The organism is Caballeronia sp. GAFFF2, from assembly GCF_023631485.1.
Classification (GTDB): Bacteria; Pseudomonadota; Gammaproteobacteria; order Burkholderiales; family Burkholderiaceae; genus Caballeronia.
The window spans coordinates 797,309-812,486 of the sequence record NZ_JALQDA010000035.1; the positions used below are offsets into that span (position 1 = coordinate 797,309).

The 15,178-nt window shown below is 60.0% G+C and carries 14 protein-coding genes; 8 read left to right on the plus strand and 6 right to left on the minus strand.

From position 1 onward, the window contains the following. Positions 1-35: 35 nt before the first annotated feature. The gene (locus NCT04_RS29675) at positions 36-779 is read right to left on the minus strand and encodes an ABC transporter ATP-binding protein (RefSeq protein ID WP_244830683.1); all 744 of its coding nucleotides are present in this window, start codon (positions 777-779) and stop codon (positions 36-38) included. Next, positions 779-1,615, minus strand: coding sequence for an ABC transporter permease subunit (locus tag NCT04_RS29680; RefSeq protein WP_250469424.1), 837 nt, complete (start codon positions 1,613-1,615; stop codon positions 779-781). The genes NCT04_RS29675 and NCT04_RS29680 overlap by 1 nt, the downstream gene beginning before the upstream one ends. Before the next feature lie 311 nt (positions 1,616-1,926). Between NCT04_RS29680 and NCT04_RS29685 the strand changes: the two genes are divergently transcribed. Next, complete coding sequence (locus NCT04_RS29685; protein ID WP_250469426.1) at positions 1,927-2,874, plus strand: dioxygenase family protein; 948 nt, start codon at positions 1,927-1,929, stop codon at positions 2,872-2,874. 9 nt (positions 2,875-2,883) lie between these two features. Then, the gene (locus NCT04_RS29690; protein ID WP_244830680.1) at positions 2,884-3,102 is read left to right on the plus strand and encodes a tautomerase family protein; all 219 of its coding nucleotides are present in this window, start codon (positions 2,884-2,886) and stop codon (positions 3,100-3,102) included. Positions 3,103-3,385: 283 nt separating this feature from the next. Here the strand turns inward: NCT04_RS29690 and NCT04_RS29695 are convergent, their stop codons facing one another. Continuing rightward, entirely contained in the window at positions 3,386-4,714 is a 1,329-nt protein-coding gene (locus tag NCT04_RS29695; protein ID WP_244830996.1) for a hypothetical protein, read from the minus strand. Positions 4,715-5,274: 560 nt separating this feature from the next. Next, the gene (locus tag NCT04_RS29700) at positions 5,275-6,846 is read right to left on the minus strand and encodes a methyl-accepting chemotaxis protein (protein WP_250469427.1); all 1,572 of its coding nucleotides are present in this window, start codon (positions 6,844-6,846) and stop codon (positions 5,275-5,277) included. 335 nt (positions 6,847-7,181) lie between these two features. Here NCT04_RS29700 and NCT04_RS29705 point away from each other — a divergent pair, with 335 nt between their 5' ends. The 6 genes from NCT04_RS29705 to NCT04_RS29730 all read left to right on the plus strand — a co-directional run bounded on the left by NCT04_RS29705 (position 7,182) and on the right by NCT04_RS29730 (position 13,225). Then, a complete protein-coding gene (locus NCT04_RS29705) occupies positions 7,182-9,263 on the plus strand; it encodes a putative bifunctional diguanylate cyclase/phosphodiesterase (protein WP_250469428.1) in 2,082 nt (693 codons plus the stop codon). A gap of 163 nt (positions 9,264-9,426) precedes the next feature. After that, positions 9,427-10,392: an O-fucosyltransferase family protein gene (locus NCT04_RS29710; protein WP_250469430.1), complete on the plus strand. Its 966-nt coding sequence runs from the start codon at positions 9,427-9,429 to the stop codon at positions 10,390-10,392. Positions 10,393-10,547: 155 nt separating this feature from the next. Next, positions 10,548-11,216: an aspartate/glutamate racemase family protein gene (locus tag NCT04_RS29715; RefSeq protein ID WP_250469432.1), complete on the plus strand. Its 669-nt coding sequence runs from the start codon at positions 10,548-10,550 to the stop codon at positions 11,214-11,216. Between the two features lie 26 nt (positions 11,217-11,242). Beyond that, a complete protein-coding gene (locus tag NCT04_RS29720) occupies positions 11,243-11,950 on the plus strand; it encodes a substrate-binding domain-containing protein (RefSeq protein ID WP_250469433.1) in 708 nt (235 codons plus the stop codon). Between the two features lie 13 nt (positions 11,951-11,963). Next, a complete protein-coding gene (locus NCT04_RS29725) occupies positions 11,964-12,392 on the plus strand; it encodes a RidA family protein (protein WP_244830674.1) in 429 nt (142 codons plus the stop codon). Continuing rightward, positions 12,389-13,225, plus strand: a complete 837-nt coding sequence (locus NCT04_RS29730; RefSeq protein WP_250469435.1) for a hydroxypyruvate isomerase family protein — start codon at positions 12,389-12,391, stop codon at positions 13,223-13,225. The genes NCT04_RS29725 and NCT04_RS29730 overlap by 4 nt, the downstream gene beginning before the upstream one ends. On the opposite strand, the gene NCT04_RS29735 is transcribed toward NCT04_RS29730, so the two are convergent. Both NCT04_RS29735 and NCT04_RS29740 read right to left on the minus strand, forming a co-directional pair. Then, the gene (locus NCT04_RS29735) at positions 13,208-14,170 is read right to left on the minus strand and encodes a LysR substrate-binding domain-containing protein (protein ID WP_250469436.1); all 963 of its coding nucleotides are present in this window, start codon (positions 14,168-14,170) and stop codon (positions 13,208-13,210) included. The genes NCT04_RS29730 and NCT04_RS29735 overlap by 18 nt on opposite strands. Before the next feature lie 74 nt (positions 14,171-14,244). After that, the gene (locus tag NCT04_RS29740) at positions 14,245-15,132 is read right to left on the minus strand and encodes an alpha/beta fold hydrolase (RefSeq protein ID WP_250469437.1); all 888 of its coding nucleotides are present in this window, start codon (positions 15,130-15,132) and stop codon (positions 14,245-14,247) included. Positions 15,133-15,178 lie beyond the last annotated feature (46 nt).

Sequence of the window (15,178 nt, forward strand, 5' to 3'; positions counted from 1 at the left end):
GTACCTTTCGAGTTTTGCAGGAAACGATTGGTGGATCAGTGAGACTGGACGCCCAGTTCATCGAGCAGAATCGGCCGCAATTGCAGCGGCGCGTGATCGCCGGGCCGAAACGATGCAGCGATGCGACCCGCGCGCATCACGAGGATTCGGTCGGCGAGCGTGAGCGCTTCATCGACGTCATGCGTCACGATCAGCACGCCCGGCAGATGACGCGCGACGAGTTCCTTGACGAGCCCGTGCATCTTGATGCGCGTGAGCGCGTCGAGCGCCGCGAATGGTTCATCGAGCAACAGGAGCGCGGGGTCGCGAACCAAAGCGCGCGCGAGCGCCACGCGTTGCGCCTGACCGCCGGAAAGATTGCGAGGCCAGTCATCTTCACGGCCCGAAAGTCCGACTTCGCCCAGCGCGCGCGCGGCGCCCGTGCGTCCTACCGTGCTTTCATGGCCGAGCGCGACGTTCTCCCACAACGTCGCCCAAGGCAGCAGCCGATGCTCCTGAAACACGACGGACGGCCGCTCGGGCGCGCGAATCTCGCCGGCATCCGGCCGGTCGAGCCCGGCGAGCGCGCGCAAGAGTGTCGTCTTTCCGCAGCCGCTTTCGCCTAACAACGCGACGAATTCGCCTTTGCGTATATCGAGGTCGAGTGCATCGATGACGACGCGCTTGCCATAGCGCCGCTGCAGACCTCTCACCGATACGGCAAGGGACGCGTGGCTCACGCGTTCGGCGGCGCGCGCGCGGATGTCGGAGTCGCGCGACAGGGCGATGCTCTCGGTCACTAGGTTGCTCCTTTGGCGTAGTTCGCGTGCCACGATAAGAAATGCGCTTCGAGCAGACGCACCAACGCGTCCGCCACCACGCCGATGACCGCGTAGATGACGATGGTCAGCACGATGACATTGGTTTGCAGGAATTCGCGGGCGTCCATGGCGAGGAAGCCGATTCCCTTGGTCGTCGCGAGCGTCTCGGCAATGACGAGCGCGAGCCACGCGTGAGCGAGCGCATAGCGCACGCCCGTGAGGATCGACGGCATGGCGCCGGGAAGAATGATCCGTCGCACGATCGCGGTCCAGTCGAGGCCGATCACCTTGGCGAGTTCCATCAGCTTGGGATCGATCTGACGGATGCCGAGCATGGTGTTGATATAGATGGGAAACAACACGGCGAGCGCGACCAGAAAGATCTTCGCGACTTCGCCGACACCGAACCACACGATCACGAGCGGCAGCATGGCGAGGAAGGGAATGGCGCGCACCATCTGAATGGAGCGATCGAGAAGCGCTTGCGCGAGCGGCGAAAACCCGACTGCGATTCCGAGCACGAGACCAACCGTCCCGCCAATAACGAAGCCCGTGACGGCGCGCAGAAGCGACACACCGAGGTGAACGAAGAGATCGCCAGAGCGCATCAGACCGAGCGCGGTTTCAAGAACGCTGCTGGGCGCCGGAAGCACTTGCGGCGTGATGAGTCCTGCGCGTGCTGCCGCTTCCCAGATCACCACGACACATGCGGGGACCAGCCACGAAAGCAGCTTGTAGAACGTGCCTTTCGACACGCCGAAGCGTTGCCGTTTCGATGCGACATAGCTGTTGCGAGTGGATGTCAGGTCCGCCATGTCGGTTCCATGAAATGCCGTGAAAGAGGTGCTTGAGCGGTGACGCATTTGGCGCCAAGCGAGCCTGTTATTAAAAGCCGCGCGGCATTGCAATGACAAACGGTTTTTTCTGCTTTGCTTTTCAGGGTCTGGGTGGGGATGTTGTGAGGTCGTGTTCGTCGATGACTCGAATGCAGTTGCCCCGTTGTAGCGAACGATGCATTCCCGCCGTCCGCGATACCATTGCGAGGCAGACAATGGAACTTGGGCAGATGCGTTTACTACAGCCGCACCGGCTTGCCAATGAAGCATGAGCCGCCATGGAGACAGCAATGATAGTCAGCAATCAGCAGGAAGTGACCGAAGCCGTGCTTGCCGAACTGAGCCGCGCGCCGGATGCGCGCTTTCGCGAAATCATGTCGGCGGCGGTGTGTCATCTGCACGGCTTCGCGCGCGAGGCGCGGCTGTCCGAGCCGGAGTTTCATCAGGCATGCGCGGTAATCGCGAAGCTCGGGCAGTTGACCACCGAATCGCATAACGAAGTCGTGTTGATCGCCGGATCGCTTGGGCTGTCCGCGCTCGTGTGCCTGCTCAACAACGGCGATCGCGGTCAGACCGATACGACCGCGAACCTCATGGGCCCGTTCTGGCGCATGGACTCGCCGCGCACTGAAAGCGGCGGCAGCATCGTGCGCTCGCCGACGCCGGGCGCGCCTATCTTTGTCAACGCTTGGGTGCGCGATTCGAGCGGGCGTGCGGTGGAAGGCGCCGAGGTGGACGTGTGGCATACATCGGCGGATGGTTACTACGAGAATCAGGACCCCGCGCAGGCGGATATGAATCTACGCGGCAAGTTCACTACCGATGCCAATGGCCACATCGCGTTTCGCAGCGTGAAGCCGGCGGGCTATCCCATTCCGCTGTCGGGCCCGGTCGGCGCGCTGCTACGCGCGCAAGGCCGGCACAACATGCGGCCTGCGCATATCCATTTCATGATCTACAAGCCGGGCTTCAAGACACAGTTTTCGCAGGTCTATTCGAGCGATGATCCCAATCTCGAGACCGATGTGCAGTTCGGCGTGACGCGCGCGCTCGTCGGGCAATATGTGCTGCACGACGGCGAGACCGCACCCGGCGCGGACGTTCAAGGGCCGTGGTATTCGCTCGATTATCACTTCGTTATCGAACCCGGCGAAGCCAGGCTACCGAAGCCGCCTATCACTGGCAAGACAACCGGTCCGCGACCCGAGCAAGCCGTGCTCGAACGCACCGGACATTGAGGAACCGACATGCCTATCGTACATATTTCCCTCGTCGAAGGACGCGATGAAGCCGCCGTCAAGGCCTGCGTGAAGGCAGTCGCGCGCACGGTCCATGAAACGCTGGGCGCACCGCTCGACACCATCCGCGTGTATGCCACCGCGGTGCCCGCCGCGCATTGGGCCGTCGGCGAACGCACCAAGGACGAAATGCCCGCAAGCCCGAACAAGGCAGAGGAGTCACGATGACGCCGCGACTGTTCATAGGAAGATGGATGACGCCATGTCGGGGCGACTGAGATCGCCGGCACCACATCGAACGAGATCGCGTAATGCGCATCGACGATAACGGGACCTTCTGGGGGCTTGGCTATGAAGGCCCGCTCAGTGGCGGTCGTGGCCTCGATGGCAAGCCTGTCGACGACATGCGCTAGCGCGCGCGTTCATGCGGCACGCGTGAAAGATGAACTGAAACAATAAGGCCCACGGCTTTGCGCGATGCGGCAAACCGTGGGCTTTTGTTCAGAGACGCTCAGACATCGGCATGCGTGCTCGTGAAGTTCACATAGCTGTTGTACGTCGGCGTGATCGGCGCACCGTTGATCATGATGCCAAACGTGTGATTGCCGCTGTCGAGCACGTAGTACATGGCCGAGTGAATGTTGTGCGTCTTGCGTGCGTCGTAGAACGATTGCAGGCGAGACTGCACGAAGGTCGCGCGATAAGCATCCGTCTGCTCGGGGTTCGCGTTCCACTCGGTGATCATGAAAGGTACGCCGTAGCGCGCCTTGCAGTACTGCGGCAGATCGAAATGCGGGCCCGCGCCGTCAGAGCCGATGTCGAACAGGTCACCATACACTTCGTAGTTGTGCCACGTCGTGATGTCCCAGCGGACCTTCGGATAGCCACTCGTGCCATCCGGCTGGAAGCCGTCCCACAATGCATCCGATGCGCCGATGTCCGCCACGCAAAAGTTGATGCCGCACTTCGCGTCCGGCTGTACTGCTTTCACGCCGGCGATGAGACCGCGCATGACGCCGCGCATGACGGGCCAGTTTGCGTTGTTGAAGTCGGCTACGTCCGTTCCCGCGCGGTTCGAATACAGCACGGTTTGCGAGCGGCGCGTCAACTCATTGCCGCATTCGTACATGGTCACGCCATAAGGCTTGAGCGCGCTCGCAACCGTCAGGCCGGTGTTGTAGGCGTCGGCGTAAGCGGCGGCTTCGCTGCCATACAGCGCGCCTGAAGCATCGGTCAAACCTTGCTGAATCAGGCAAAGCATGCTGATGCCCGTTCCGTTGAAGGCCGATGCCAGCTTGGCGACGGCGCTGATCTGCTTCGACGTCGAATTGCAGCCCACCCGATACATGTTGCAGCCCATGCCCTTCAGGATCGCGATGAGTTGCGGAGGGGTGTAGGTGTAGTCGTAATGGCCGTTCATCCCGAAGAACATGCCCGGCGTCGCTGCCATCGCAATGCGCGGGTCACGGCAGATGAGCCATTTGTTCGACCACACGTAGAACTGGCCGCTCGTGTTCTTCTGGTAAATCTTGCCGCCCGACCAGAGGAGCATCGAGACATTGGCGATTGAAACAGCCGTCTTGTTCTTGTACACGATGGCGCCGGTCACCGTCCAAACCGCACCCGTCTTGTCCACGATCGACGTACCGCTCGGGATGGTCGTGCCATCGGCGGAAGGCGTGATTACCGCGGCCTTTGCGGTGGAATCTAGTTGCGTGGAATCGTCGGAAGCCTTGGTTGCCGCTTGCGGTAGATCGCTACCGCCGCCGCCACATGCGGAAAGCATATAGGTCCCGGACAACGCGCTCATGCTAGCCAGAAATTTACGTCGATTAATCATCATTTCGCAGTTCCGCTGGTCTGGCGGAACACTCCTTAAGGTCAGAGATCGATATCAATGTCCTATTAAGTAAGGACGACTAACGAATGAGCCAAGGATGCAGCAGTGTTTGCCTTGCCTACCTGGGGATGCTTCAAAGTTGGCCGTTGTAGCAGGGAAAGAGCGAACTTCGTGCAGTAACCACCGGCCTGCCGTGTTGCCCTAACTTCGTTCGACACGCGATGCAAAGCCGCCGCGTCTGTGTCTCACAACCACCTTCTTCAAAGTTCATACGATAGGTTGGATTTTACGCAATGTTACAAAAAGCGTGTGAGAATTCGAACGTTTTCGGGCAAAAAGTAACGAACGCATGGCGTTGCCATATGGAAGAGGAAAATAGTGCGACTCTGCTGCAGTGCTTTATAGGAGTATTTGCCCATTTTTCGTTGTTTTGCGCGAGAGTGAACAAATTACCTCTACACATGTACGAACGTACTATTCCCAGTTTTTGCGTTAAACGAGCGTATTTTTGGTGAGCGCAGCGCGACGAGAAAACTCTCCGACGCGCCGCGCCCCGACCATCATCCTGCGACCTGGAAGAACGACACCGCATCCACGAGCTTGCGCCCCTGCTGATCGAGCGATTGCGAAGCCGCCGCCGATTCTTCCACGAGCGCCGCGTTCTGTTGCGTCACCTGGTCCATCTGCGCAATCGCCTGGCTCAATTGTTCGATGCCCCGGCTTTGTTCGCTCGATGCCGCCGCGATCTCGCCCATGATGCTGCTCACGCGCGAGACGGCCTGCAGCACTTCGGCCATCGTCGTCCCGGCTTCGCCCGCGAGCGAAGAACCCTCCGCGATACGTACGCCCGACGCGCCAATCAACTCCTTGATCTCCTTCGCGGCGGACGACGAACGTTGCGCCAGGTTGCGCACTTCCGAAGCGACCACGGCAAAGCCGCGTCCTTCCTCGCCCGCGCGTGCCGCTTCAACCGCCGCATTCAACGCGAGGATGTTGGTCTGAAACGCGATGCCTTCGATGATCCCGGTGATATCCGCGATCTTCTCCGAGCGCGTGCTGATCTCCGTCATGGTCGCGACCATGCGCCCCACGGCGGCATTGCCCTGCTGCGCCACCGCCGATGCATCCGCCGACAACGCATTCGCCTGTTGCGCGTGCTCGGCGTTCTGCCGCACGGTCGAGGTCAACTCTTCGACGCTCGCCGCCGTCTCTTCCAGCGATGCCGCTTGTTGTTCGGTACGCGTCGACAGATCGACGTTGCCCGTGGCGATCTGGCTCGATCCCGTAGCGATGCCATCGGCGCAAGAGCGGACGTTGCCGATCAGACTGACGAGATTGCCTTGCATCGTGCGCATGGAGGCGAGCACGCTGTGTTGCGGGGCGTTATCCGCGTGCGCGACCGGGCTCAGATCGCCGGAAGCGACGCGCTGCGCGACTTGGCTCAGTGCATCGGGTTCCGCGCCCAAGGCTCGCAAGATGCTGCGCGTGATGATGAATCCCGCGCCCACGGCCAACGAGGCCGCCGCGATGCACGCGGCGATCAGCAGCATGCGCGAGAACGCGTAATCCTCCGCCGACTCTTGCACGAGCTTCGCTTCGCGCTGGCTCGTCAGGTCCAGGTAATCTTGCGTGGCCTTGATGAGCGCGGCGAGCAGCGGACGGCACTCGTCGTTCATCTTCGTAATCGCTGCCTGATGCTGGCCCTTCAGCGCCAGATCGACGATGGCGAGTGCCACCGGTCCGTAAAGCGATTCCACGCGATCGATCTCCGCAACGCGCGTCTTTACTTCGGCTGAGACATCCGGCGCGCTCGCGACCATCTCCTTGAAGCGGCGCAATTCGCGCTGCACGTCTTCATGCGCCTGAAGGACGGCTGCTTTCTCGAGTTCGAGATCGGCGGGCTTCGTCACGAGCACGAGATTGCGTGCGGCGATCGCGCGCCGGTCCACTGCGGTGCGAATGCTTTCGGCCAGATGCGCGCGCGCGTTGATGCCGTTGACGAAGGACGTAAAGCGCTGGTTCGCTTCGCCGAGCGTCTCGATTGAGAGCGCGGCGACGATCAGCACTGCCGCCGTGAGCAGGCCGAAGCCAATGGAAAGCTTCGTTTTCATGCGCATGGGTTGCAGGTTCATCTCGTTCTTTTCCTTTTTGATGGCAGTGCTGTCGTTGACGCTCGCCGTCCTTTACGCGGCGAGCGCGGGTTCTTTCTTGCATCGCTTACGGCAGCGTCGGGAAAATATGAAGATGAACGAAAGTATGACGATGTTAGCAAACGTTTTACATCGCCCTGTCCAGGATATGTCGCAGGGTGGGTAAGGCTTTCTTCGACGAATGCGATGAATAGAGCCCGGATTTGTCCATGCCTTGGTTAAGATATGGGCTCTTGTCGATGACAGGTCTCCATTCGTCACCGCGATGCTGTTCTCTACCCGGGAGCGACAACGAAAGCCTGCGAAAATAGCGCTCAATGCTCGCTTACTCATATAACCCTTTGCTTGTCGTCTGCTCGCTTCTCGTGGCAATCCTGGCCGCGTACACGGCTTTCGACATGGCAGGGCGTATCGCGCAAGCCAGGGGGCCCGCGGCGCGCTGGTGGCTCATCGGCGGTTCCTGTGCAATGGGACTCGGCATCTGGGCGATGCACTTCGTCGGCATGCTGGCGTTCAGCTTGCCCATCAAACTGGGCTACGACCCGCTGATTACATTTGCATCGCTTCTAATTGCCGTCGCGGCATCGATGTTCGCGCTCTGGCTCGTCTGTCAGAAGACGCTGCCCGCGTTCAGGATCGTGATCGGGGCGCTATTGATGGGACCGGCTATCGCCGGCATGCACTACACGGGCATGGCCGCCATGCGCATGCGGCCGCCGATCGAATACGACCCATGGCTCACCATTGTGTCGGTGGCCATTGCCATCGTCGCCTCGGGCGCTGCGCTCTGGATTGCCTTTCGCTTACGTCAGCAGGCGTCGCGGCTCTTGTTTTTTCGCGGCAGCGCGTCGCTCCTCATGGGCTTTGCCATCGTCGGCATGCACTACACCGGAATGGCGGCCGCGCGCTTTCCCACGGGCGCGATATGCGGTGCCGCTAAGGAAGGCGCGGATACCGGATGGCTGGCCGTCGTGGTGATCGTCGTGACACTCTCGGTGCTGGCCATCGCGCTGATCATCTCCGTTCTGGACTTGCGGCTCGAATCGCGCACCGCCGTGCTCGCGGCGTCGCTCGCGGAGGCGAACAAGGAACTCGCTTATCTGGCGCTTCACGACAGCCTTACTGAGTTGCCGAATCGCGTCTTGCTCGAAGACAGACTGGAACAACTGGTGCATGGCGCGCGCGATGCAAAGCGCCGCTTCACGTTGATGTTCATGGACCTCGATGGCTTCAAGGCGGTCAACGACGCGTTCGGACATCATGTCGGCGACCTGTTGCTGATCGAAGTGTCGAAGCGCATCCGCGCCAACGTCAGGTCACACGACACCATTGCGCGGGTCGGCGGCGACGAGTTCGTGCTGCTTTCGAACGTCGACGACGCAACCGTGGCCGCGCAAATCGCCGCGAGCTTGACCGAGACCATTGAGAAGCCATTTCGCATGGAAGGCGAGGAAGTGCAGATTTCCGTGAGCGTGGGCATTGCGATCTTTCCCGACGACGGTGCGACTCAAGAAGAGCTTCTGAGCAATGCCGATACCGCCATGTATCACGCGAAAGCCCTTGGCCGCAGCGGTTTTTGTTTCTTCGAACCGTCGATGCATGCGGACTCTTACGAGCAGATGCAACTTGCGCACGAGCTTCGCGTGGCGTTGACGCGCGGTGAGCTCGCCTTGCACTATCAACCCAAATTCAAGGCGCCAAATGGTCCGGCGGTGGGCGCGGAAGCGCTATTGCGCTGGAACCATCCCGTGCACGGACTGATGGCGCCCAACCGCTTCATTCCGTTGGCGGAAAAGACAGGGTTGATCGTGCCTATCGGCGAATGGGTGCTGAGCGAAGGCTGCCGGCAATTGAAGGCGTGGCACGATCGCGGTCACACAGAGTGGACCATCGCGATCAATCTTTCGCCATTGCAGTTTGTTCACTCGGGTCTCGTACGAGCGGTTCGCGGCGCGCTGCGGCGCAATGGCCTCCCAGCGGAATCGCTGATTCTGGAGATCACTGAATCGACGGCCATGCGCGATGTCGAAGTGAGCCTCAAGGTCTTGCAACGACTGCGGGAAGAAGGCGTGCAGATCTCTATCGATGATTTCGGCACCGGCTACTCCAGTCTGCTTTATCTCAAGCGCTTGCCCGCCAACGAACTCAAGATCGATCGTGGCTTCGTGCGTGAACTTGCTCACGGTACGGAAGACGCGGCGATTGTTTCGGCCATCGTGGCGCTCGGACAAACGCTCAATCTCAGGATCGTGGCGGAAGGCGTCGAAACCACTGCACAGCAGGCTTTTCTCACGCAACTGGGATGCGACATTCTCCAAGGGTTTTTGCTCGGCAAGCCAATGACGGCCAATGCGTTTATCGCTTCCGTCGCCGATGTCGCATCGACAGGACGCCATTGAAACTTCGCCAGTAACTTTTTCCGCCCATCACGTTAGCTAGCCAACAGAACGCCGACGAGGGTCGATCCGTTACACGTTGCACGGTGCTACTCTCCCGTCATAGTTACCGTAGCGCTGGACCATACGGTCATTCCAAAAGACAAATCCGAGTCGGGGACCGCACATGTTGCGAACGGTGGTCGATCGTGTCAGGCGCTTTCGGCGCAGTGAAGGCTTCAAGCATTCTCTCGCCGCTCCAGTGCGTTTGTCGCTGCATGCGCGACAGCGGCTGAATCGCAATGTGTTCGCTATCGAGATCAGGGAAAACTCCGGCTTTTTTTCCGTGATGCAGATGGTGCTCTTCATCCTCAAGCATTGCGAAGAGAAACGGCTGACACCGCAAATCTCGGCACGCGGCGGTCTCTATGGCGACCCGGAAGGCAAAATAGACTGGTTCTCGGCGCTCTTTGAAAGCGTGCGGGCATCCGGCGATGTGAAGTTGCCGCGCAGAGTGCGAACCTCTACCGTGCGCGATCTCGTGCAACTCGGCTTGCGGCAACGCCATGAAGCGGGTCTGCGGTTGCAAAGTTCGAGCGACTTGTTTCGCTCGCATTACCGGCCGGTTGCAGCCATTCGCGATGAAGTCGATGCAACCTGCGCCAAACTCGATATCGGCCAATCGACACTCGGTGTTCACTACCGGGGCACGGATAAGAAGTTCGAAGCGATGACCTTGCCCTGGGCTGACTTCTGCCGGCTGGTCGAGCAGACCCTCGCGCTCAATCCGCATCTGACCAACATCTTCGTTTCGAGCGATGAGCAGGCGTTCATCGACTTCTTCCGCGCGTGGCCGTTCAATCGCCCGGTCAGTGTCGCACCGGCCAAGCTGCTGTCCACAGGCGACATGCCGGTGCACTTCAGCGGTTATCCGGGTTTGGAGATCGGGCGCGAAGCGTTGGTGTCGAGCCTGCTGCTTTCGAAGTGCGGATACCTCGTAAAGATGCCTTCTTACTTGTCGGCATGGTCGAAGATATTCAATCCCGATTTGCCGACTACCTTGGCCGTACCGCCAAAGCCTGACGCGTTCTGGTTTCCCGACAGCCAGATCTGGATCGAACAGGAACAGGTGATGGGCGGCAAGGCGGCGTGAGTCGCGCGCTTGTATTAACGCATGAAGCCTGCTGTCGTGACTCTGACTCAACGGGTGTTGATTTCTTTGCGTTGGAATGCCAACGCGTCATTCGCTACGCTTGAATCGATGCCGGGCGCATGACCCGGCAGCCGACCAGCGGCGAATCGACATCCATGAGACATGACCTTTCCATCGTGCTGTTGCACGCCACGCCCGTTGCCATCGCGCCGATACACGACGCGTTCCTGCGCGACTGGCCAGAAGCCAGGCTCACCAATCTTCTCGACGACGGTCTGACCTCGGCCAGAGGCGACAGCAAAGAGCTGCCCGACTCATTGCAGACACGCTTCGTGAATCTTGCGCGATACGGGTACGAAAGCGGCGCGGATGCGGTCCTCGCGACGTGTTCGGGCTTCGGTCCCGCCATCGATGCCGCGGACGCGGCGCTTCCCATACCTGTTTGCAAGCCGAACACCGCCATGTTCGCCGATGCGCTTGCAGAAGGCAGAAACATCGCGATGATCGCAACGTTCGCGCCGGCCCTGCCGACCATGGTGGCGGAGTTCTTCGAGGAAGCATCGAACATGAACCCGCAAGCTACGCTGGCCACCTTCGTGGTCGACGATGCAATCGACAAGCTGCGTGCGGGCGACCGCGACACGCACAACCGTATCGTTGCAGAAAAGGCCGCGAGCCTGCATGGCTACGACGCGATCATGCTGGCCCATTTCTCAACCGCTCAGGCACTCGATGCCGTGACTTCAGTCGCGAGTTGTCCGGTATTTTCCGCACCGCGCAGCGCGGTTGCCGATCTCAAGAAGCGCCTGCATTTGTCGCGCTGAAGTCTTTTACCGTCATGGATTCAACGATGCCTACTCCATCGCTCGCGCCAGCCGTTTCGATGATGAGCACGCTCGCGGTCAAGAGCGCGCTCGTCGATGTCGTCATTCCAGCGTTCGAACGAAGTAGCGGCATCCGCGTGCAAGCTATGTTCGATCCAACCAACGTGCTGCAAGAGCGCGTGTCTGCCGGTGAAAGAGCGGAGGTGCTGATTGCGACTCGCGCCTATGTGAAGCGTCTCGCCGATGAAAACGTACTGGATGTACCGACGGTGCGCGGGTTGGTCAGAACCGGCGTGGGTGTGGCGGCATCTGTGCGGGACGTGCCTCGGTCGATAAGAAGCGTTGAAGACTTGCGCGAGGTCCTGTTGAACGCGCGATCGGTCGCATATTCGAAGACCGGCGCAAGCGGCGTTTATTTCGCCACCTTGATCGAAGAGATGGGCATCGCGGAGCAGGTCAATCAGCGCGCGACCATCATCGAGAAGGGCTTTACGGGCGAATGCATCGTGCGTGGCGAGGCGGACGTCGCCATTCAACAGATGAGCGAACTGGCCATGGTGGCGGGCATCGAGATCATCGGCCCGCTTCCGGAAGAGATTCAGTTCCATACCGACTTTTATGTCGGGATGTTTTCGGGTCGCGCACAATCGGAAGATGCATGTGCCTTGCTGCAATCCCTTTTCTCCGATAAAGCGCGCCACGCGTACGAGCGGCTTGGGCTAACGATTCTTTGAGGAGACGATATTCATGCAGCGCGCAGACGACAAGCAAATGCCCAGTCAACTCATCACGCCCGTTACGGTGTTCGGCAATCTCGCATTCGTGAGCGGCCAGCTTCCGCGCGAGCACGGAGCGATCAAATACAGCGGCAAGGTCGGCGCGGACTTATCGGCTGAAGACGCACGAGAAGCGGCAGCGTTATGTGCAAAAGCATGTCTCGATGCACTCGCGCACGCGCTCCGCGGCCATGAGCGCATTGCGCAGATCGTGAAGATCACGGGATTCGTCGCATCGGCGGCGGATTTCACCGGACAGGGCGCGGTGATCGATGGCGCGTCCCGCCTATTGATCGAAACGCTCGGAGAACGCGGCAAGCATGCACGAAGCGCGATCGGCGTGCAGCAGCTTCCGCATGGCGCGGCAGTGGAAGTCGAAATGATCGTGGGGTTGAAATGACTGCACGGTCTTCGCGCGTACGCTTCGCGGCTAATCTCAAATGGCTCTTTACCGAGTTGCCATTTCTTGAGCGATTCGAAGCCGCTGCGTTGCATGGCTTCGCGGCAGTCGAATACGCATCGCCATATGGCTACGATGCCACCGAGCTTCGCAACGTGTTGAGCCAGTGGAACTTGAAACAAGTGTTGATCAACACGCCGGCGGGCGAAAGAGGGGCCGTAGGCTCCAACGGCTTTGGCTGTATTCCAGGCTATGTCGATGTTTTTCGCGAAGGTGTCGATCTCGCGTTGAACTACGCTAACGCGCTGGAGTGCAGCCTGATTCACTTGATGGCGGGACGAGTGCCGGACGGCTGCTCGCCAGCCGAGGCCGAAGCCGTCTTTCGTTCGAATCTTGCGTGGGCCGCAAAGCGCGCGGAAGGGCAGAACGTAACCTTCGTGCTCGAATGTCTGAACCAGCAAGACGTGCCGGCTTACTTCCTCAAGAGTCTCGCTCAGGCGAGCGCGTACGTCCGCGACATCCCGCAAGGCAACGTCAAACTGCTCTTCGATTTTTATCACGCGGCAATGAGCGGCATGGACGTACTGGATGCGTTCGCCATGCATCGTCGTGACGTGGCGCACATTCAGGTCGCCGACGTACCAGGACGAAACGAACCGGGCACGGGCGACATGTCATGGCCCGCGGCTGCACGAGCGATAGCCGATAGCGGCTATTCAGGCTGGATAGGATGCGAGTACCGTCCGCGTGGAACGACTGCCGCTGGACTCGATTGGCGTCAAGCCTTTACGCAAGCCGCAGGCTTGAGCAAGCACTCAGAACATCGTTCTTAGATTGGCCAACTCGAATTCAGCTCGAAGCCATTTTTCAAACACGGCCGCTTCGGCCGAATTGCGCAGACTCGACGAGCGCAGCAGATAGTAAGAGATATTTTCGACGTAGAACTTCGGGTCGGAGAATGGCTCGATCAACCGGCCGTCGCGTAACTCTTCTTCCGCGAGAATCTCGCTTTCCAGCACCACGCCCAAGCCCTTTACCGCGGCTTCGATTGCCATGGCGGAGCGGTCGAGCCACAAGTCGTGCGCGGGCTTGACGACGAGGTTGCCTATGCGCCGAAAATAATCGACCCAGTTCAGCGGATTATTGGAGTGGATGAGCGTGGCCTTAGCCAGATCCTTCGGGCTTTTCAGGCCGAGCTCCTCCGCGAGTTGCGGACTGCAAAGCGGCCTGAGCCGTTCGATGAGCAATGGCTCGGCAAGCTTCAATCCCGGCGTTTGAGGCCCATGCGCAATTGCTATGTCGTAGCGGTTGGCATCGAGTTCATGTGTGTGAAGCGTCGCAAGTCGAACGCGAAACAGCGGGTTCGCTTTCAGGAAGTTTTGCAGACGCGGTTGCAGCCACTTCACCGAGAAGCTATTGGGCACGGCAATCGACAGATGACCGCCCCATGATTGCGGCGCGATAAGACTCGTCGCAGTGGCGATCATGCCGAATGCTTTTTCCAGTTCGCGCGCATAGGTTCGGCCCGCGACGGTCAGCACCGCGCGCCCGGCATGTCGCTGAAAGAGCGGAACGCCGAGAAAGTCTTCGAGTTGCTGAATGTGATGACTCACCGCCGACGTGGTGATGCCGATCTCCTCCGCGCCTTGCGTGAAGCTGCCGTGCCGAGCGGCCGCTTCGAACGCGATCAGCGACTTGAGCGGCGGAAAGCGCGCACGGCGCGTGTCCGGCACGGCTTCGGCTTCATCGCTTTCCTTCCTTCTCGAACCGGCCGTCATCTATGCCCCCGTGCCCCAATGACGGCAAGGATAAAGCATTGCAGGGCGGAAGACATTCGCAGCATCGACATCGATCAGCCGAGACATGTTTCGAAGAAGCGTTTGAGTTCCGCTGCCAGCGCTTGCGGCTGCTCTTCGGGAATGTAATGCCCGCAGTCTTGGATCACACCGCCGCTCAGGTCTTCGCAGAGCGGCTTCATCAGTTCATGGATGGTGGGCGCGCTGCCCACATCGCCTCCAAGCGCGAGCACGGGCTTTTTGATCTTGCTGGCAAAGAGCGTCTGGTTCTGCTTCATGTCCTCTTCGACGGCCCGATAATAGCCGAGCATGCCGCGCAGGCCGCCGAGCGACGCATACGCCTTGACGTATTCGTCGATGTCGGCAGGCTCGAACGTGGCCATTGCGTTGGCGGTCTTCTTGTTGAAGAACCATTCGATCAACACGCGCTCCTTGCCTGCAATGAGCGCTTCAGGCAAGTCGTCCACCGCGTTGAACAGGAAGTGCCAGCTCTTCCAGTTCGAAGGCGCGGTGACCGATACTTCGGGCTTGAGCGTGATGCCGGGGATGTTGCCATCGATGAACACGATGCCGTCGAGCTCGGCCTCATAGCGATGCGCGTACGGATAAGCAATCCATGATCCGATGTCATGGCCCACGTAGAAGTGACGCTCGACATCCAGCGACCGCAAGAGACCATTGATGCGCGCGGCGGCGGTCTCGGTGTCGTAGCCGGTGGTGGGCTTGTCCGAGTAACCTTGGCCGGGCAAATCGATGGCGATGGTACGGTAGGAATCGGCCAGAAGCGGTTGCACGCGACGCCACGCATAAGCGGTCTGCGGGAAGCCCGCCACGAGCACGACCGTCGGGCCGACGCCACCATCCACCATATGAAAGCGGATGTCTCCGCTTCGCACGAAGCGCCTGGTGAAGGACTTGCCGCCAAGGTCTATCACGCCTGACATGTCGGTTCTCTTTCTGAGTGAAGGTGCGTGTTGTGCATTGTATCGG